This window comes from Streptomyces sp. NBC_00385, from assembly GCF_035917155.1.
GTDB classification, from domain to species: domain Bacteria; phylum Actinomycetota; class Actinomycetes; order Streptomycetales; family Streptomycetaceae; genus Streptomyces; species Streptomyces poriferorum.
On the sequence record NZ_CP107951.1, the window covers coordinates 2,128,233 to 2,147,902 of the forward strand.

Annotated in this window: 13 protein-coding genes; 3 read left to right on the forward strand and 10 right to left on the reverse strand. The window is 71.3% G+C overall.

The window, feature by feature from the left end; translation table 11 throughout:
- Positions 1-10 precede the first annotated feature (10 nt).
- The 3 genes from OG959_RS09245 to OG959_RS09255 all read right to left on the reverse strand — a co-directional run bounded on the left by OG959_RS09245 (position 11) and on the right by OG959_RS09255 (position 6,166).
- The gene (locus tag OG959_RS09245; protein ID WP_326657720.1) at positions 11-1,867 is read right to left on the reverse strand and encodes an acetolactate synthase large subunit; all 1,857 of its coding nucleotides are present in this window, start codon (positions 1,865-1,867) and stop codon (positions 11-13) included.
- Positions 1,868-2,084: 217 nt separating this feature from the next.
- Positions 2,085-4,919: a putative bifunctional diguanylate cyclase/phosphodiesterase gene (locus OG959_RS09250; protein WP_442805733.1), complete on the reverse strand. Its 2,835-nt coding sequence runs from the start codon at positions 4,917-4,919 to the stop codon at positions 2,085-2,087.
- A 284-nt stretch (positions 4,920-5,203) separates the two neighbouring features.
- Positions 5,204-6,166 (reverse strand): 2-hydroxyacid dehydrogenase, encoded by a 963-nt coding sequence (locus OG959_RS09255; RefSeq protein ID WP_326657722.1) that lies wholly within the window; start codon positions 6,164-6,166, stop codon positions 5,204-5,206.
- A gap of 112 nt (positions 6,167-6,278) precedes the next feature.
- On the opposite strand from OG959_RS09255, the gene OG959_RS09260 reads away from it, so the two are divergent.
- From OG959_RS09260 to OG959_RS09270, 3 genes are all read left to right on the forward strand, one after another.
- Positions 6,279-7,235: an aldo/keto reductase gene (locus tag OG959_RS09260; RefSeq protein ID WP_326666298.1), complete on the forward strand. Its 957-nt coding sequence runs from the start codon at positions 6,279-6,281 to the stop codon at positions 7,233-7,235.
- Positions 7,236-7,452: 217 nt separating this feature from the next.
- Positions 7,453-8,643, forward strand: a complete 1,191-nt coding sequence (locus OG959_RS09265) for a PQQ-dependent sugar dehydrogenase (RefSeq protein WP_326657723.1) — start codon at positions 7,453-7,455, stop codon at positions 8,641-8,643.
- 55 nt (positions 8,644-8,698) lie between these two features.
- Positions 8,699-8,980, forward strand: coding sequence for a DUF6191 domain-containing protein (locus tag OG959_RS09270; protein WP_326657724.1), 282 nt, complete (start codon positions 8,699-8,701; stop codon positions 8,978-8,980).
- 37 nt (positions 8,981-9,017) lie between these two features.
- On the opposite strand, the gene OG959_RS09275 is transcribed toward OG959_RS09270, so the two are convergent.
- From OG959_RS09275 to gatA, 7 genes are all read right to left on the reverse strand, one after another.
- Positions 9,018-12,164, reverse strand: coding sequence for a helix-turn-helix transcriptional regulator (locus OG959_RS09275; protein ID WP_326666300.1), 3,147 nt, complete (start codon positions 12,162-12,164; stop codon positions 9,018-9,020).
- Between the two features lie 57 nt (positions 12,165-12,221).
- Complete coding sequence (locus tag OG959_RS09280; RefSeq protein WP_326657725.1) at positions 12,222-12,404, reverse strand: hypothetical protein; 183 nt, start codon at positions 12,402-12,404, stop codon at positions 12,222-12,224.
- A gap of 218 nt (positions 12,405-12,622) precedes the next feature.
- Entirely contained in the window at positions 12,623-13,330 is a 708-nt protein-coding gene (locus OG959_RS09285; protein WP_326657726.1) for a hypothetical protein, read from the reverse strand.
- Between the two features lie 80 nt (positions 13,331-13,410).
- Positions 13,411-15,642 (reverse strand): MMPL family transporter, encoded by a 2,232-nt coding sequence (locus OG959_RS09290; RefSeq protein ID WP_326657727.1) that lies wholly within the window; start codon positions 15,640-15,642, stop codon positions 13,411-13,413.
- 762 nt (positions 15,643-16,404) lie between these two features.
- Entirely contained in the window at positions 16,405-17,913 is a 1,509-nt protein-coding gene (gene gatB, locus OG959_RS09295; RefSeq protein WP_326657728.1) for an Asp-tRNA(Asn)/Glu-tRNA(Gln) amidotransferase subunit GatB, read from the reverse strand.
- Positions 17,914-17,927: 14 nt separating this feature from the next.
- Positions 17,928-18,170: a hypothetical protein gene (locus tag OG959_RS09300; RefSeq protein WP_148020961.1), complete on the reverse strand. Its 243-nt coding sequence runs from the start codon at positions 18,168-18,170 to the stop codon at positions 17,928-17,930.
- Positions 18,167-19,669 carry an Asp-tRNA(Asn)/Glu-tRNA(Gln) amidotransferase subunit GatA gene (gene gatA / locus OG959_RS09305; RefSeq protein WP_326657729.1) on the reverse strand — a complete coding sequence of 501 codons (1,503 nt, stop codon included), beginning with the start codon at positions 19,667-19,669 and terminating at the stop codon, positions 18,167-18,169. Before gatA ends, OG959_RS09300 begins: the two co-directional genes overlap by 4 nt.
- Position 19,670 lies beyond the last annotated feature (1 nt).

The window sequence follows — 19,670 nt, forward strand, 5'->3', positions numbered from 1 at the left end:
TCTCTGTCTCTCAGTCGTCTTCGTTGTCGCCGAAGTCGGGGCGGACGCCGCGGGCTGCCATGACCTCGTCGTTCGAGGTGCCGGCGGCGACCATCGGCCACACCATGGCGTCCTCGTGGACGATGAAGTCGATGACCACCGGGCGGTCGTTGATCGAGTTGGCCTCGGCGATGGCCTTGTCCAGGTCGGCCGGGTCCTCACAGCGGATCGCGTAGCAGCCCATGGCCTCGGACAGCTTGACGAAGTCGGGCACCCGGGTGCCCTTGGCCGCGTTGCCGTCGGTGTCGGCGCCGGAGTGCAGCACGGTGTTGGAGTACCGCTGGTTGTAGAACAGGGTCTGCCACTGGCGGACCATCCCGAGGGCGCCGTTGTTGATGATGGCGACCTTGATCGGGATGTTGTTGAGCGCGCAGGTGGTGAGTTCCTGGTTGGTCATCTGGAAGCAGCCGTCGCCGTCGATCGCCCAGACCGTACGGTCGGGCATGCCGGCCTTGGCGCCCATCGCGGCCGGGACCGCGTAGCCCATCGTTCCGGCGCCGCCGGAGTTCAGCCAGGTGGCGGGCTGCTCGTACTGGATGAAGTGCGACGCCCACATCTGGTGCTGGCCGACGCCCGCCGCGAAGACCGTGCCCTCGGGTGCGAGTTCACCGATCCGCTGGATGACCTGCTGCGGAGAGAGGCTGCCGTCCTCCGGCAGGTCGTAGCCGACCGGGTAGGTCTCGCGCCAGCGGTTGAGGTCCTTCCACCATGCGGCGTAGTCGCCGGTGTGGCCCTCGGTGTGCTCGGCCTGGACCGCCTGGACGAGGTCGGCGATGACCTCGCGGGCGTCACCGACGATCGGGACGTCGGCCGCGCGGTTCTTGCCGATCTCCGCCGGGTCGATGTCGGCGTGGACGATCTTGGCGTACGGGGCGAAGCTGTCCAGCTTGCCGGTGACCCGGTCGTCGAACCGGGCGCCGAGGGCGACGATCAGGTCGGCCTTCTGCAGCGCGGTGACGGCGGTGACCGAACCGTGCATACCGGGCATACCCACGTGCAGCGGGTGGCTGTCGGGGAAGGAGCCGAGCGCCATCAGTGTGGTGGTGACGGGCGCTCCGGTGAGCTCGGCCAGCACCTTGAGTTCGGCGGTGGCCCCGGACTTCATGACGCCGCCGCCCACGTACAGCACCGGGCGCTTGGCCTGGGTGATGAGCTTGGCGGCCTCACGGATCTGCTTGGCGTGCGGCTTGGTCACCGGGCGGTAGCCCGGCAGGTCCATGACCGGCGGCCAGCTGAAGGTGGTCTTCGACTGGAGGGCGTCCTTGGCGATGTCGACGAGGACCGGGCCCGGACGGCCGGTGGAGGCGATGTGGAAGGCCTCAGCGATCGTGTGCGCGATGTCCTCGGCGCGGGTGACCAGGAAGTTGTGCTTGGTGATCGGCATCGTGATGCCGCAGATGTCGGCTTCCTGGAAGGCGTCCGTACCGATGGCGCCGGAGGCCACCTGGCCGGTGATGGCGACCATGGGCACGGAGTCCATGGCCGCGTCGGCGATGGGGGTGACCAGGTTGGTGGCGCCCGGTCCGGAGGTGACCATGCAGACGCCGACCTTGCCGGTGGCCTGCGCGTAACCGGTGGCCGCGTGACCCGCGCCCTGCTCGTGGCGGACCAGGATGTGGCGGACCCGGGTGGAGTCCATCAGCGGGTCGTACGCCGGCAGGATGCAACCGCCAGGGAGGCCGAATACGGTGTCGGCCCCGACTTCCTCGAGAGAACGGATGAGGGACTGCGCGCCCGTGACGTGCTCAACGGTGGCGGACGACGATCCGCCGTTACGGGCCCGCGGCTGGGGATGGTGGGCCCCGGTGGCCTGCTCGGTCATCGGCATTCTCTTCTCGAAGCTGAGGGTTTTTGCGAGTGTTTTGCGATGGTTTGCGTGGTGCCGGTGCAACAAAAAACCCCTCGTGCCGTGAGGCAAGCGAGGGGAGCGCGTCGGTGCGGTCTGCAGAGTGTCATCGAGGAACTCTGCTTCAGCCGACGCGCTTTTCAAGTACGAGAATTCGGGTGCGCATGGCATTGACCCTCTCTCCGACGCACTCGGCGTGTCAAGTGGGTGGGACGGGCGTCTCAGCATGTGAGCCGGTCAGGAGGGGGACGGAGCCTCCCGCGAGGACCGGCTGAACGGCCGGGCTGCCGGGCACCGGGAACTCGCCGCGGACCAGGGCGCGGCGCAGCCGGTACTCGTCCAGCGGCCCGGAGAAGGCCATTCCCTGGCCGTGCGTACAGCCCATGGCGCGCAGGGCGAGAACCTGCTCGGGAACGTCGACACCGTCGGCCACGGACTGCATGCCGAGGTCACAGGCGATCCGCAGCAGCCCGCTGGTGATCTTGTGCAGCCGGGCGGACTCGACGACACCCTCCACCAGGCCGCGGTCCAGTTTCAGTACGTCGATGGGGAGCCGGCGCAGCGCGTTGATCGCGGCGTAGCCGCTGCCGAAGCCGTCCAGCGCGATGCGTACGCCGAGACGCCGGAGGGCGACCAGGCGCTGTTCCAGTTCGTCGAAGGAGACCCGGGGGTCGCTGTCGGCGACCTCGATCATCAGGGCCCCGGACGGCAGCCCGTACCGCGTCAGCAGCGCCTCGACGGAGCCGAACGGCATGCCCTTGTCGAGCAGACGTCGGGCGGAGAGCCGGACGGCGACGGAGACCTGGTGGCCGGCCCTGGACCGGTCGGCGGCCTGCTCGACGGCCTCCTCGAGGAGCCAGCGGCCCAGTTCCGCGGTGCGGTCGCTGTCCTCGGCGACGCGGAGGAACTCGGCGGGCGTGAAGAGGATGCCCTGGGCGGAGCGCCAGCGGGCCTGGGCGGCGACGGCGGCGACGGTGCCGCTGGCCAGATGGACCACGGGCTGGTGCAGCAGCGCGAACTCGCCGTCCCGCAGGGCGGTGCGCAGCCGTGCCGCCAGCTCGGAACGGCGCACCACCTCGGCCTGCATCTGCGGGGCGTACAGCTCCACGCGGTCCTTGCCGCCCGCCTTGGCCCGGTACATGGCCAGGTCGGCGTTGCGCATGAGGTCGTTGGGGGTGATGCCGGGCTCGGCGAAGGCGACGCCGATGGACGCGGTGACGCGGACCTCGCCGGCACCGATGCGGTAGGGCTGGGAGAGCGTGAGGCGCAGCCGGTCGGCGATCTCGTGGACCTGGTACTCACGGGCCGTCTGGTCGCGTCCACCGTCGCCGACGATGAGGGCGGCGAACTCGTCCCCGCCGAGGCGCGCGGCGGTGTCCCCCGACCGGACGGATTCCTGGAGGCGGCGGGCGGCCTGGATCAGGAGCTCGTCGCCCGCCTGGTGGCCGAGCCGGTCGTTGGCCGCCTTGAAGCCGTCCAGGTCGATGAAGAGCACGGCGGTTCCCGCGTCGCCCGCGCGCCGGCCACCGAGGGCCCGACGGACCCGGTCGGTGAACAGCGCGCGGTTGGGCAGGTCGGTGAGCGGGTCGTGCTCCGCGTTGTGCTGTAACTGGGCCTGCAGGCGGACCCGTTCGGTCACGTCGCGGCTGTTGAGGATCAGGCCGCCCTGGTGGCGGTTGACGGTGGACTCGACGTTCAGCCATTCGCCCGTGCCGGAGCGGAAGCGGCACTCGATGCGGGTGGTGGGTTCCTCGCCGGGCGGGGCGGCGAGGAACTTCCGCACTTCGTGGACCACCCGGCCGAGGTCCTCGGGATGGATGATCGAGGAGAGCTCTGCGCCGACGAGGTCGTCCGCCTCGCGCCCGTAGACACCGGCGGCGGCGGGGCTGACGTAGCGGAGTATGCCGGTCGGTGCGGCGATCATGATGACGTCGCTGGAGCCCTGCACCAGGGAGCGGAAGTGGTTCTCCTTCTGGGCCAGTTCCTGGGTGAGGGCGATGTTGTCGACGAGCATGATGCCCTGCCGCACGACCAGTGCGAGCACCACCGCGCACCCGGTGAAGACCACGACACGGTCCACCCGGCGGCCCTCGATGACGTTGTAGAGAATGCCCAGCGTGCAGACGGCGGCTGCCAGATAAGGCGTGAGCGCGGCCAATGAACCGGAGATGGGGCGGCTGGTGGTACGGGACACGGGCCGGTCGGCGGCGTCCTCGTCGTCGCGGGCGACTCCCCACGGGGCGTACGCGAGGAGCAGCGAACCGGCGAACCAGCCGGCGTCGAGCAACTGGCCGGACTGGTAGGTCTGGCGCAGCAGCGGCGAGGTGAACAGCGCGTCGCACAGAACCGTGAGGGCCAGGGCGGCGATGGCGGTGTTCACCGCGGCACGGTTGACGCTGGAGCGCCGGAAGTGCAGGGCGAGCACCATGGAGACCAGCACGATGTCGAGCAGCGGGTAGGCGAGCGAGAGAGCCGCGCGGGCCACGCTGGCGCCCTCCACGTCCGCCAGGTGCGCGGTGTGGGCGAGCGCGAGGCTCCAGGAGAGCGTGAGCAGCGATCCGCCGATCAGCCAGGAGTCGAGAACCAGACAGACCCAGCCGGCCCGGGTGACGGGGCGTTTGGCGAGGACCAGCAACCCCACGATGGCGGGCGGCGCGAAGCACAGGAAGAAGAGGTCGGCCAGCGAGGGGCTGGGCACCTCGACCTCGCGCACGCACTCGTACCAGCCCCAGACCGCGTTGCCCGCCGCGGCCATCAGGGAGGAGAGCGAGAACAGCAGCCAGGCAGGCCGGAACCTGTTGTCCGCCGAGCGCGCGAACAGGAAACAGGAGACGGCGGCGATCAGGGCGGCCGCGCTCAGGCCGAAGTCCCCCATGAACAGGGCCAGTCGCGCCGATCCCCAGCCGACGGCCGCACCGACCCCGTATCCGGCGCAGACGAGTCCGATGAGGAGCCGCGGGATGATCGCGGGCGCCCGCCCGACGGCGGGCCGGCGGGCCAGGAACGCCGCGCGGGCGCTCGCCGGCGCGCTCACCGGGGTGCCCCCGATGTCGCCGGACGACCGCGGCGCCGGCGCGCCGGACGCACCGCCGGCAGCCGTCGGCCGCCCTGCCGTGTCGGATCGTTCGCCCATCGGCCGCACATCGCCCTCGCCCCCCTCGCGTGTGGCTTCCTGCCCTGCGCCGCCCCTGCCACGGCGCAGCCCCCCTTTCGGGACGATACACCAGACTCGTCACGCAGGGACATAGTTCCTCTACTCTCCGTAACGACCTGCGGAGTTGTCGGCACACAGGGGTACGGAACGAGCCCGTAGCGTGTTCAGCCGGTCGTACGCACGACGTTGTGCACCGGCTCCCCCGCGGCGAAACGGCTGAGCTGCCCGGCCAGCAGTCGCTTGGCGCGCGGCAGGAACGCCGAGGTGCTGCCGCCCACATGCGGGGTGATGAGGACGTTCGGAGCATGCCAGAGGGGATGGCCGGAAGGGAGCGGTTCCGGGTCCGTGACATCGAGGGCGGCGCGCAGCCGGCCGGACTCGAGTTCGGACAACAGGGCCTTGGTGTCGACGACACCGCCGCGGGCCACGTTCACGAGCAGCGCCCCGTCCGGCATCGCGGCGAGGAAGTCCGCGCCGACCAGCCCCTGTGTGGAGGGGTTCAGCGGGGTGGACAGGATGACGACATCGGCCTCGGGCAACAGCGCGGGCAGGTCGTCGAGTGTGTGTACGGGGCCGCGTGCGGTTGTCCGTGCGGAGCGCGCGACGCGCGCCACCCGCGCGCATTCGAAGGGCGCGAGCCGGTCCTCGATGGCGGAGCCGATCGATCCGTAGCCGACGATCAGCACGGACTTGTCGGCGAGGGCGGGGTAGAAGCCGGACCGCCACTCCTCCTTGTCCTGGCCGCGCACGAATCCGGGGAACCCGCGCAGCGAGGCGAGGATCAGCGCGAGGGTCAGCTCGGCGGTGGACGCCTCGTGGACCCCCTTGGCGTTGCACAGCCGTACGCCCGCGGGCAACAGCCCGAGGCCCGGCTCGACATGGTCGATGCCCGCGGAGAGCGTCTGCACGACCTGGACGCCGCTCATGCCGTCGAGCGGGCGGACCGCGACCGTCGGTCCCTTCATGTAGGGGACGACGTAGAAGGCGCAGTGTGCGGGGTCGGCGGGGAAGTCCTGTCCGCCGTCCCAGAAGCGGTAGTTGAGGCCCTCGGGGAGTCCCTCGATCTCGTCGGCCCGGAAGGGCAGCCATACGTCGGGGACAGGGGCGGATTGCGTGGTGGAAGTCATGGTCAGGAGGCTATGCGAAGCCCGGCGGGGCGCAGAGGTTAGTTTGGGGGTGCGGTGCGAGGGAGGGTTCGGGGAGTTGGAGCGCAGAAGTCTCGGTGCGGCGGCGCTCGCCGTGGGCGCCGTCGGTCTCGGCTGTATGCCGATGAGCTGGGCGTACAGCGCCTCGCGGCAGCGTGGTGACGAGGCGCTGCGCGCGGTGCACGCGGCGCTCGACGCGGGTGTCGACCTGCTCGACACCGCCGACATGTACGGGCCGTTCACCAATGAGCTGCTGGTGGGCCGGGCGTTGAAGGGGCGCCGTGAGCGGGCCTTCCTCTCCACCAAGTGCGGTCTGCTGGTGGGTGATCAGCACATCGTGGCCAACGGCCGTCCCGGCTACGTGCGGCGGGCCTGTGACGCCTCGCTGCGGCGGCTGCAGACGGATGTGATCGATCTGTACCAGCTCCACCGGGCCGACCCCGAGGTGCCCGTCGAGGAGACCTGGGGCGCGATGGCGGAGCTCGTGAACGCGGGCAAGGTCCGGGCGCTCGGGCTGTCCGCGGTCGGTGCCAGGGCCGCTCGACGGCGGGGAGCGCGGACGCACGACGAGACGATCCGGCAGCTGGAGCGGGTCCAGCAGGTCTTTCCCGTGAGCGCGGTGCAGGCGGAGCTCTCCGTGTGGTCCCCGCAGGCGCTGGAGGCGTTGGTGCCGTGGTGTGCGGCGCGCGGGGTCGGGGTGCTGGCCGCGATGCCGCTGGGCAGCGGCTATCTGACGGGCACGCTCACTCCGGGGCAGGGTTTCGAGCCGGAGGACCTGCGCGCCAGGCATCCGCGGTTCACCGCCGAGATGATGGCCGCGAACCAGCCGGTGGTCGTGGGGCTGCGGCGGATCGCGGAGCGGCACGGGGCGACACCGGCGCAGGTGGCGCTGGCCTGGGTGCTGCGGCAGGGTCCGCAGATCGTGCCCGTGCCGGGGACCAAGCAGGAGCGGTGGGCCGTCGAGAACGCGGGGGCGGCCGGACTGACGCTGACGGACCGGGACCTCGACGAGATCGACCGACTTCCGGCCGCACGGGAGTCGTGGGACTGAGCACCCGCACACCGCATCTGCGTGTGAAGTTTGATCGCCGAGCGAGAAAGTACCCGGGGTTCGGGAACCCTGGGCGCGGCCGCGGTGTAAGAACAGGTGACAGGCGGTCGTCGAAGGGGTCGGTGCTGTGCGCGGTGCGAGGTTCGGATCTGTGCGGGAACCGGTGGGGCGTCGCGCGACGCCCCGCGGGAATGGCCGGGGTGCGCGGCGGGGCGCGGTGGCCGTGCTGGCGGCCGGCGCCCTGATGCTCACCGCGGGGTGCTCCTCGCAGGAGGGTGCCGAGAGCACGGCGGGCCGGGGCGCGAGTTCACCGGCCGGCTCCCCCGCGGCCCCGTCCAGCCGGGCGCCCTCGCCGTCCACGTCGCCGTCGGCCTCGCGTCCCGCGGCCGGCCTGCCGCCCGAGAAGGGCTCGGTCAAGGTGGTGTCGACCCTCACGGAGGGTCTGGAATCGCCGTGGGGTCTCGCGAAGCTGCCGGACGGCGATCTGCTGGTGGGCTCGCGCGACAAGGGGACGATCACCCGGGTCGACGCGAAGACCGGCAAGAAGACGCTGCTGGGCACCGTGCCGGGGGTGGCACCGGCCGGCGAGGGCGGGCTGCTGGGCCTCGCCGTCTCCCCCGACTACGGCACGGACCACCTGGTGTACGCGTACTTCACCACGGCGTCGGACAACCGCATCGCCCGCATGCTCTACGACGAGGACGGTACGACGCCCGGTCAGCTGCTGGGCGCCCCCGACACGATTCTGCGGGGCATCCCGAAGGGCGCCATCCACAACGGCGGCCGGATCGCCTTCGGCCCGGACCGCATGCTGTACGCGGGCACGGGCGAGACGGGCGACGACGGCCGGGCGCAGGAGAAGGAGTCGCTGGCCGGCAAGATCCTGCGGATGACTCCGGACGGTGAGCCGCTGCACGGCAATCCGCAGGCCGACTCCGTGGTGTATTCGTACGGTCACCGCAATGTGCAGGGGCTGGCCTGGGACGGGCACAAGCAGCTGTGGGCGGCCGAGTTCGGCCAGGACACCTGGGACGAGCTGAACCGGATCGTGCCGGGCGGGAACTACGGCTGGCCGGAGGCCGAGGGCAAGGCGGGCGAGGCCGGTTTCCTTGATCCCGTGGCACAGTGGAAGACGTCGGAGGCGTCCCCGAGCGGCATCGCCTTCGTCAAGGGCTCGATCTGGATGGCCGGTCTGCGGGGTGAGCGGCTCTGGCGGATCCCGCTGTCCGGTACGGCGGACAAGGAACCTCTGGCGGCACCCCAGTCGTTCCTGGAGGGAAAGTACGGCCGTCTGCGCACCGTGCTCGCGGCGGGCGGCAACAAGCTCTGGCTCGTGACGAGCGAGACGGACTCACGTGGCACCCCGAAGCCGGGGGACGACAAGATCCTGGTGGTCGAGGTGCGGTAGGACTTTTCGACCGAGAGGTTCTGGCGGCCACAGTTGGCGGAAGGGTGCGCGGCCCGTGTTCAACTTCTTCGAGGAACTCTTCGCACCCGGTCGCAAGCACACCGCCGAGGAGCAGAAGCGGCTGGAGCTGACCCGGGTGGATCTCGGCGTCGGCGACCCCGCGCGCGGCCCCATCGACCTGACCTCGGGCAAGGTCGTGGTCCGCCGCCGTGACGAGGACGGCGACGGGGACCCCGGGGAGCCGGACGGGGACGGCGACGAGCCGGACGAGGCCGGCGGATCCGGCAGCGACGGGGCCGGTGCGGGCGGTGACGGTGACGGGGGCGACGGGGCCTGATCCGGCACGGCTCGTCCGGGCCGGCCGGACCGCCGCTCTAGTGCGGCATCCGGTACAGCCTCAGGCGGTGGGCGAGTGCGGCCGCCTCGCCGCGGCCCGTGACGCCGAGCTTGGCGAGGATGTTGGAGACGTGCACGCTCGCGGTCTTGGGTGAGATGTAGAGCTCCTCGGCGATTCTGCGGTTGGTGTGGCCGGCGGCCACGAGCCGGTGCACCTCCTGCTCGCGCGGGGTCAGCCCGAAGGACTGCACGGCGGCCGCCGCAGCGGCCCTGAGCTGTTCCTCCGAGCGGTCCTGGCCGCCTTGCTCGTCACCGTGGTCGGGGACGGTGACGGCCAACGGAATCTCCTCGCCCGAACCGGGAGAGGCGGCCGGGCCGGGACCGGTGAGGGTGATGCGGGCGCGGCCCGCCAGCAGTTCGATGGACTCGGTCAGCGGGCGTGCCCCGAGCCGTCGGGCGGTGCTGTGGGCGTCGCGCAGCACGGCGGTGGCCGCGGTCCGGTCGCCGGAGGCGATGAGGAGTGCCTCCGCCCAGCGATGGCGGATCTGCGCCAGTTCGTACGGACGGTGCAGGGGGGCGAAGGCCTCGGCGGCGCGGGACCAGTGGTCCGGGGTGTCGAGGCCTTCGGCCCGGGCCAGTTCGGCGTCGATCAGCGCACCGTGGGCGGCCCATACGGGGACGAGTGCCGGCAGTCGCTTCAGGTGGCTGCGGACGAGCGCGAGGATGCCCGGCCGGTCCGGTTCCGTGGCGGGCAGGCCCCGGGCATCGGCCTCCGCCGCCGCGACGACGTGCAGCAGCGGGAAGGCGTACCGCTGGGTGCCGGGCGGGAAACCCTGCTCCGCCTGGGCCTCGAAGGCAGCCCGCGCCTCGGGCAGCCTCCCCTGTTGCACGGCGATGGTGACGGTGTGGCGGACGCCGTTGATGAGGTGCTGCGGCTGCGGATCACTGGAGCCGAAGCACCTATTGGCCAGCGCCAGTTGCTGTTCGGCTTCGGCAAGGTCCCCGCGCGCCAGGGCCACTTCGGTGCGCCGTGCGGCGACGAGGCCCAGGGACTTCCGGGACAGTGCCGTGCGGGAGGCGGCCTCGGTGGTGGCCAGGGCCTCGTCCCAGCGGCCGAGGGAGAACAGCGACATCGCCTGGTTGGTGCGGGCCCAGGCCTCCATGTCCGCGACACCGTGGCTGTGGCAGACCTCGATGCCGTGGTCGGCCGCGGTCACCGCCTCCAGCGACCGGCCCATGGCTTCGAGGGTGGAGGGGAGGTTGATCGCCGCCCGGCCCATGACGCCGACGAGGCACAGCTCTTCGGCCCGGTCACGGACGGCGTACAGCTCGGCGATGCCCTCGTCGACGGCCCCCGCGTCGGCGTTCAGCCAGGCGCGGGTCAGGCGTGCGTGCAGCTCGATGGACTCGTCGCCGACCAGCCGGGCGTACTCCACGGCCCGGTCGGCTGCCGCGAGGGTCTCGGCGCCGGGCCGGTGCAGGGCGCCCCAGCCGGCCACGGTCGTCAGGACGTCCGCGTGCACGGCCGACGGGGGCAGGCCGCGGACGAGCTCCTCCGCCGTGGCCAGTTCGTCCCAGCCGTCGCCCCGGGTGAGGTCCTGGACCAGGCGGGAGCGCTGGACCCAGAACCAGGCGGCGCGCAGGGCGTCGTCCTCGCTCTCCAGGATCCGCAGGGCCTTCTTGCAGAGGGCGAGCGAGCGTTCGCGCTCCCCGCCGAAGCGGGCGGCGACGGTGGCTTCGGCCAAAAGGTCGAGATGGCTCAGCGGGGCGGAACCGTCGCTACTGCCGCAGGCCGGGTAGACCTCGGCGTAGTCGATGGGCCGCAGCGTGTCGCGTATCGCGTCGGGGACGTCGTCCCACAGCTCCATCGCCCGTTCCAGCAGCCGCAGTTGCTCGGCGTAGGCGTTACGGCGGCGGGCCTCGACCGAGGCCTTCAGTACGGCGGGCAGGGCCTTGGCCGGATCGTGCGCCCCGTACCAGTAGCTGGCCAGGCGCGTGGCTCGCTCGCCGTCGCGGACCAGGGCGGGGTCGGCCTCCAGCGCCTGGGCGTAGCGGCGGTTGAGCCGGGAGCGTTCGCCGGGGAGGAGGTCGTCGCTGACGGCTTCGCGGACCAGGGAGTGCCGGAAGCGGTAGCCGTTGCCCTCCGGGGTGGTGAGCAGCAGATTGGCGCCGACGGCTCCGCGGAGGGCCTCGATGAGCTCGTCCTCGGCGAGGCCGGCGACGGCGGCCAGCAGTTCGTACTCGACCGCCGAGCCGCCTTCGGCGACGATGCGGGCGATCCTCTGCGCGTCGTCGGACAGGGCCTCGACACGGACGAGGAGGAGGTCGCGCAGGGAGCCGGGCAGCCCGGCGGCCCCGTCACCGCACTCCATGCTGCAGGCGAGTTCCTCGACGAAGAACGCGTTTCCGTCGGAACGCTCGAATATCTCGTCCACCAGGGCGGGTTCGGGGGAGCCCGCGAGGATACCGGTGAGCTGGCGGCGGACCTCGGCCCGGCTGAACCGGGCGAGTTCGATGCGGCGCACGGTGCGCAGCCGGTCCAGTTCGGCCAGCAGGGGGCGCAGTGGGTGGCGGCGGTGGATGTCGTCGGCGCGGTACGTGCCGATCACGACGAGGCGGCCGCTGCGCAGCGTACGGAAGAGATAGGCGAGCAGATGCCTGGTGGAGGAGTCGGCCCAGTGCAGGTCCTCCAGGACGAGCACGACGGTGCGGTCCGCGGAGATGCGCTCCAGCAGCCTGGCGGTGAGCTCGAAGAGGCGGGCGGTGCCGTGTTCGTCGGCCGCCTCCCGGCCGGCTTCGCCGAGTTCCGGAAGGAGCCGGGCCAGTTCGCCCTCCTGGCCCGCGCAGGCCTCGGCCATCTCCTCGGGCAGGATGCGGTTCAGGGCGCGCAGGGCGGTGGAGAACGGGGCGTACGGCAGACCGTCGGCTCCGATCTCGACGCAGCCGCCGACCGCGACGACGGCCCCGCGGCGGACCGCCACCGCGAGGAACTCCTCGACCAGACGGGTCTTGCCGACGCCCGCCTCGCCGCCGATGAGGAGCGCCTGCGGCTCGCCGCCGCCACCGCCGGACGGGGCGGTGCCGGCGGCGGTGGCACGGGCGAGTGCGTCGGTGAGCGCGGTGAGTTCACCTGTGCGGCCGACGAACACGGGACTGACTGACCTGGTCTCCACGTCGCCGAGCATCGCACACGGGTCCGACAGCGCGGAGCCGGGAAGCCGGACCGTCACGGTCGCCGGCCCTTACGCGGCGTGCGCGAACCGCTCCCGGTCCGTGCCCGCACTCACCGTCCTCTCGCGTTCCCGGCGCACGGAACCGCGGGCCGCCGCCTTACGGGCGCGGCGGGCCTCCCGGACGAGCCGCTCGTCGGCGGCGCGGCGGACGAGTTCGGCTGCCCTGATCTTGTGGAGTTCCAGCTCGTACATGTGATTCCCCCTGGGTACGGGCCCGTTGGGCCTCGGTGGCGGCAGTGCTTCTGCCGTGCCACCACTGTCGTCCCCCAGGGGGTGGTGCCGCATCGGGCGAGTTCCGCATCTGTGGCGGCCGGGGGCCTTAGGGAGGGGCTTACGCCACCGCACGGGCCCGCCCGGGGTGCTCACCCATGCCTTAGACCGCGCCGCGCGGCGGCGTACCGGGACAGCCCTTAGCCCGCGGTGGCCGGCGCCGTCGGCAGGGCGACGATGAGGTCGAAGTACATGCACACGGCGATCAGGACGCCCAGCACACCGAGGGCGATTCCTCCCTTGGCGACCGCGCGGATCCAGCCCGGCTGCGGGTGTGCGGACGGGGCACCGAACGCCGGGCGGACCAGGACGTAGACGCCGACGAGCAGTGCGAGCAGGCCGAAGAGGCCGTTGACCAGTGCGGTGGCGTGCCACGCGTCACCGTAGATCTCGGAGATCTGCTGGGAGGCCGTGGCGCCGGACGAGGTCTTGAACTGCCCGATCAGCGTCTCGCGCTCGGCGGCGACCCGGCCGCTCCAGGCGCCGCTGAGGGAGACGATGCCGAGCCCGACGGAGACGACGGCCGCCGCGGCGGTGCCGAGGCCTGAGGACTCCTTGTGCGACTCGTCGTCGTCCTGGTCGAGGTCGAGGTCGTCGTCGAGCTCGTCGTGACGTTCCTGGTCGATGTCCTGCTCCGCGTCGGCACCGGACTCCGGGCCCGCCTTGTCGAGCCGCGTCGTCGTTCCCTCGGTCGCGGCGGCGTCGGTGGCGGCCTTCTCCGTGGTGTTCCCGGCGGTCTTCGCGCCGCCCTTTCCGGCGGTCGTCCTGTCGGCGGTGTTCGCCTCGCCGTCGCCCTCGGCGACGGGGTCGGTGGGAGTCGTGGGGGTCGTGGGGGTCGTGGAGTTCATCTGCCGCACGCTAGGCGGAGCAGATGAGAACCCTCTTAACGGCCCGTTCTCGTCGGGCCGCGGCTCAGACGCCGTACCGGTCAGTGCACGCGCTGTGCGGCCACTGTGACCTCGTCGCTCCCGGACTCGCTCGCGTACGCCGCCGGGATCTTCGCTCGCGGGGTTCCGCAGTCGGGCGGTTCGATGCTGATGCGCGGGAGCCGCCGGTCCAGCCAGCCGGGCAGCCACCAGTTCGCTCCACCCAGCAGGTGCATGAGGGCGGGGACCAGCAGCGTCCGCAGGACGAAGGCGTCCAGCGCCACGGCCGCGGCGAGCGCGATGCCGAACATCGCGATGACCCGGTCGCCGCTGAGCACGAAGGCGAGAAAGACCGAGATCATGATCACGGCGGCCGAGTTGATCACCCGGCTGGTCTCGGCCAGGCCGACCCTGACCGCCCGCCGGTTGTCACCGGTCTCCAGCCATTCCTCGTACATCCGGCCGACCAGGAAGACCTGGTAGTCCATGGAGAGGCCGAAGAGCACGGACACCATGATCACCGGCAGGAACGGCTCGATCGGCCCCGCGCTGCCCAGCCCCAGCAGCTCGCTCCCCCAGCCCCACTGGAAGATCGCGACGACGACACCGAACGAGGAGGCCACCGCCGCCACGTTCATCGCCGCGGCCTTCAGCGGGATGCCGACCGACCTGAAGGCGATCAGCAGGAGCAGACAGCCGAGTCCCACGACGACGCCGATGAAGAGCGGGAGCTTGCCGATGATGATCTGCGCGAAGTCGTCGTAGCTGGCCGTCACGCCGCCCACATGGGTCTGGAGCGAGGTGTTCTCGGACGCCTTCGGCAGGACGGCCGTCCGCAGCCGCTCGACGAGCTCGCTGGTCCGCCGGGACTGCGGTTCCGAGTCCGGGACGACGGTGACGTACGCGGTGTCGCCGCTGGAGTTGTACGTCACCGGATAGGCCCAGGCCACCCCCTCCGTGGTACGCAGCGTCGCGGGAAGGGTGTCCATCGCGAGCCGGTCGTCGGCACCGTCCAGATGCGCGGCGACGGTCAGCGGGCCGTTGACCCCGGGGCCGAAGCCGTCGGCGAGCAGGTCGTACGCCTGCCGGGTGGTCGAGGACCGCGCGTTGTTGCCCTGGTCGGAGCTGCCCAGGTGGAGCGAGAAGGTCGGGAGCGCGAGGACCAGCATCACGACGGCGGCGAGGGCGCCGAGCAGTCTGGGGTGCCGCTCCACGAAGGCGGACCAGCGGGCGGCGAAGCCGGTGGCCGGCTCCGGCTGCGGGCCGTGCTCGGCCAGCCGCCGGCGCTCGCGCCGGTTCAGCGCCCGCATGCCGATGAGGGACAGCAGAGCGGGCAGCAGGGTCACGGAGGCGACCACGGTCAGGACGACGGTGAGCGAGGCGGCGATGGCGACGCCGTTGAGGAAGCTCAGCCGCAGGATCAGCATTCCGAGGAGCGCGATGCAGACGGTGGCTCCGGCGAAGACGACGGCCCGCCCGGTCGTCGCGACCGCGTTCTGCGCCGCCTCGGGCACGGACATGCCGCGCCGCAGCCCTCGGCGGTGCCGGGTGACGATGAAGAGCGCGTAGTCGATCCCGACGCCGAGGCCGATGAGCATGCCCAGCATGGGGGCGAAGTCGGCGACGGTCATCACGTGTCCGAGGAGCGCGATGCCCGCGTACGCCGTGCCGACCGAGACGAGGGCGGTGGCGATGGGCAGCATGCTCGCGGCGAGCGAGCCGAAGGCGAGGAAGAGCACGACAGCGGCGACGACGACCCCGACGGCCTCGCTGAGGTGGGCTCCCGGTGCCTCGGTGAGGGCTATGGCCGAGCCGCCCAGCTCGACCTGGAGGCGTTCGCCCGCGGCGGCCTTCGCGGTGTCGACGACGGCCCTGGCCTGCCCGGCCGGTACGTCGTCCGCCTGCCGGTCGAAGGTGACGGTGGCGTAGGCGGTGTGTCCGTCGGCACTGATCTGCCCGGATCCGGTGTCCGTGTACGGCCCGGTGACGGCGCCGACGCCGGGCAGCCGTTCGACGGCGTGCAGGGTGGCGGTCATCTTCTGGGTGACGTCGGCGGCCCGCACGGTGGAGCCGTCGGTGTGCCAGACGATGGTGTCGGTGTCACCGCCGAGATCCGTGAAGCCGTCCTTGAGCAGCTCGGCCGCGCGTCCTGACTCGGTGCCCGGGGCCTCGTAGTCGTTGGAGTAGGCGGAACCCGCGAACCCCGCTGCGGCCGCCGTGCCGCCGAGGGCGAGCAGCCAGATGAGTACGGCGAGGAGGCGGTGCGTGACGCACCAGCGGGCGATGGCAGCCAAGGGACGTACTCCCTGCGGGTTCGTGGTCTCCCCGGAGGTTCGGCAGAACCGCCCGCGTGAGAACGCATGACCTTGAGAACCGTCACTCTGGCAGCCAACTGTGATCGTTTGTCCGTTTCGTGGCCTTACTCACAGGGTTCAGGTCCACATATGAGCGACATGAGCACCGCCGTACGGCGGAGGCGCACGGGCGGTACCGCCGACGGGAGGGCAGCGCCGGACAGGCCGCCGGCCCCTGCCTCCGTTGGCCGGGAAAGCACGGCCCCGGCTGGCCATGACGCGTCAATTACCGGCCCTGAGGGGATAGTTCGAACAGCGCGACGCACCACATCGGTCCGGCTGCGACTCCGGGCCGATACCGTCCGCTCCATTCCATCGGCCGGGGCGGCGAGGCTGTCCTCCACCGCGCGGAAATCGAGCTCGCCCGGGCCCCCGAGACCGCCTTCGTGAAGGTCATGGACCCGAAGACCGGGCGTGGACGACGTTCGTTCCGACCGCGGGTATCGATGACGACTCGAACCACGAGGCGGGACGGCTGACCGTCAAGGTCGACAGCAAGACGCTGTGGGTCGGCACGCTGGAACCGGGCAAGCCCCAGAAGCTGTCGTTGAAGGTGGAGAACGGGCTGCGGCTGCGGATCCGCACCGACGAGAACGGCGCGACCACGTCCCTGGGCGCCCCGCTGCTCAAGCGCTGAGCCGAAAGGGCGGTGCACCCGGCCGGAACCGGAGCACCGCCCCTTCACTCACGTACGGAAAGGGCTCAGCCCTCGACGCCGAGCTTCTCCAGGATCAGCTCGCGTACGCGCGCCGCGTCCGCCTGGCCACGGGTGGCCTTCATGACGGCGCCGACGAGCGCACCGGCGGCCGCGACCTTGCCGCCGCGGATCTTGTCCGCGATGGCGGCGTTGCCCGCGATGGCCTCGTCCACGGCCGTGGACAGCGCGCCCTCGTCGGAGACGACCTTCAGGCCGCGCTTCTCGACGACGGTGTCCGGGTCGCCCTCGCCCGCGAGGACACCCTCCAGGACCTGCCGGGCCAGCTTGTCGTTGAGATCGCCGGAGGCGACGAGCTCGGCGACCCGGGCGACCTGAGCCGGGGTGACACCCAGCTCGTCGAGGGCGCGGCCGGTCTCGTTGGCGTTACGGGCGAGCTCGCCCATCCACCACTTGCGGGCCTGGTCGGCGGGGGCGCCCACCTCGGTCGTGGCGACGATCAGGTCGACCGCGCCGGCGTTGAGGATGGACTGCATGTCGTGCTCGGAGACACCCCACTCCTCCTTGAGCCGGGCGCGGCGCAGCCGCGGCAGCTCGGGAAGGCCCTTGCGGAGCTCCTCGACCCACTCCCGGGCCGGGGCGACCGGCACCAGGTCGGGCTCGGGGAAGTAGCGGTAGTCCTCGGCGTTGTCCTTGATGCGGCCGGCCGTGGTGGAGCCGTCCTCCTCGTGGAAGTGCCGGGTCTCCTGCACGATCGTGCCGCCCGAGTTCAGCACCGCGGCGTGGCGCTGGATCTCGAAGCGGGCGGCGCGCTCGACGGAACGCAGCGAGTTCACGTTCTTCGTCTCGGAGCGGGTACCGAACGCCTCGCGGCCGTGCGGGCGCAGCGACAGGTTCACGTCGCAGCGCATCTGGCCCATCTCCATGCGGGCCTCCGAGACGCCGAGCGCCTTGATGAGCTCGCGGAGCTCGGCGACGTACGCCTTGGCGACCTCGGGGGCCCGGGCGCCCGCTCCCTCGATCGGCTTGGTGACGATCTCGATGAGCGGAATGCCCGCGCGGTTGTAGTCGAGCAGGGAGTGGGACGCACCGTGGATGCGGCCGGTGGCACCGCCGACGTGCGTCGACTTGCCGGTGTCCTCCTCCATGTGGGCGCGCTCGATCTGCACCCGGAAGATCTCCCCGTCCTCCAGCTGGACGTCCAGATAGCCGTCGAAGGCGATCGGCTCGTCGTACTGCGAGGTCTGGAAGTTCTTCGGCATGTCCGGATAGAAGTAGTTCTTCCGGGCGAAGCGGCACCACTCGGCGATCTCGCAGTTCAGCGCGAGACCGATCTTGATGGCGGACTCGACGCCGATCTCGTTCACGACCGGCAGCGCGCCGGGCAGCCCGAGGCAGACCGGGCAGGTCTGCGAGTTGGCGTCCTGCTTGAGCTCGGTGGAGCAGCCGCAGAACATCTTGGTCTTGGTGCCGAGCTCGACATGGACTTCGAGGCCCATGACGGGGTCGTACGTCGCGAGGGCGTCCTCGTACGACTCCAGGTCAATGACAGTCACTGAAACTTTCCCTCTCAGCCCAGCAGGACGTCGTCGTCGCCGAGACGCTTGAGCTCGCGGTAAAGGATGGCGAGTCCGGTCACGATCGCGGCGGCGGACACGGCGGCGTCGATCAGCCGCAGTGTGTCGTTGTCCTGGCGGGCCATCTTGACCTGCTTGAACACGCTGAGCGCGCCGAAGGCGGTCGTACCCATGGATACGTACGCGCCGGTCTTGGACTTCTTGAAGTTCTTGGCCTTCTTAGCCATTGCGCTCATAGCGACGGAGCCTCCTCAAGCAGCGGGTGTCCCCACTTTTCCACGAATGCGGCCTCGACGGCGGCTCCGACCTTGTACAGCCGGTCGTCCTTCATGGCGGGGGCGATGATCTGCAGCCCGACCGGGAGACCGTCCTCCGGCGCCAGGCCGCAGGGCAGCGACATGGCGGCGTTGCCGGCCAGGTTGGTCGGAATGGTGCACAGATCCGCGAGGTACATCGCCATCGGGTCGTCGGCGCGCTCGCCGATCGGGAAGGCGGTGGTGGGCGTCGTCGGCGAGACGATGACGTCCACCTGCTCGAAGGCCTTCTCGAAGTCCCGCGTGATCAGCGTGCGGACCTTCTGCGCCGAGCCGTAGTACGCGTCGTAGTAGCCGGAGCTCAGTGCGTACGTACCGAGGATGATGCGGCGCTTGACCTCGTCGCCGAAGCCGGCCTCGCGGGTGAGCGCGGTGACGTCCTCGGCGGACTTCGTGCCGTCGTCGCCGACCCGCAGGCCGTAGCGCATGGCGTCGAAGCGGGCGAGGTTCGAGGAGCACTCGGACGGCGCGATGAGGTAGTACGCCGAAAGGCCGAGGTCGAAGGACGGGCAGTCCAGCTCGACGATCGTCGCGCCGAGCGACTTCAGCAGCTCGACCGACTCGTTGAAGCGCTGGACGACACCGGCCTGGTAGCCCTCGCCGGAGAACTGCTTCACGACACCGACGCGCATGCCCTGTACGGAGCCGTTGCGCGCGGCCTCGACGACCGGCGGGACCGGGGCGTCGATGGACGTCGAGTCGAGCGGGTCGTGTCCGGCGATGGCCTCGTGCAGCAGGGCCGCGTCCAGGACCGTGCGGGCGCAGGGCCCGCCCTGGTCCAGGGAGGACGAGAAGGCCACCATGCCGTAGCGGGAGACGCCGCCGTAGGTGGGCTTGACGCCGACGGTGCCGGTGACGGCGGCGGGCTGGCGGATGGAGCCGCCGGTGTCCGTGCCGATGGCGAGCGGGGCCTCGAACGACGCGAGGGCCGCCGAGGAGCCGCCTCCGGAACCGCCCGGGATGCGGGTGAGGTCCCACGGGTTGCCGGTCGGGCCGTAGGCGCTGTTCTCGGTGGAGGACCCCATGGCGAACTCGTCCATGTTGGTCTTGCCGAGGATGACGACGTCGGCAGCCTTCAGCCGCTTGGTGACGGTCGCGTCGTACGGCGGGACCCAGCCTTCGAGGATCTTCGAACCGACGGTGGTCGGCATGTCCTCGGTGGTGAAGATGTCCTTCAGCGCGAGCGGGACGCCGGCCAGCGGGCCCAGCTTCTCACCGGCCGCCTTCTTGGCGTCGACGGCGCGGGCCTGCGCGAGCGCGCCCTCGCGGTCGATGTGCAGGAAGGCGTGGACCTTCTCGTCGACGGCTTCGATCCGGGCCAGGTGGGCCTCGGTGACCTCGACGGCCGTGAGCTCGCCCGAGGCGATCTTCGCGGCGATCTCGGCGGCGGTGAGCTTGATGATGGTGCTGATGTCCGTCATG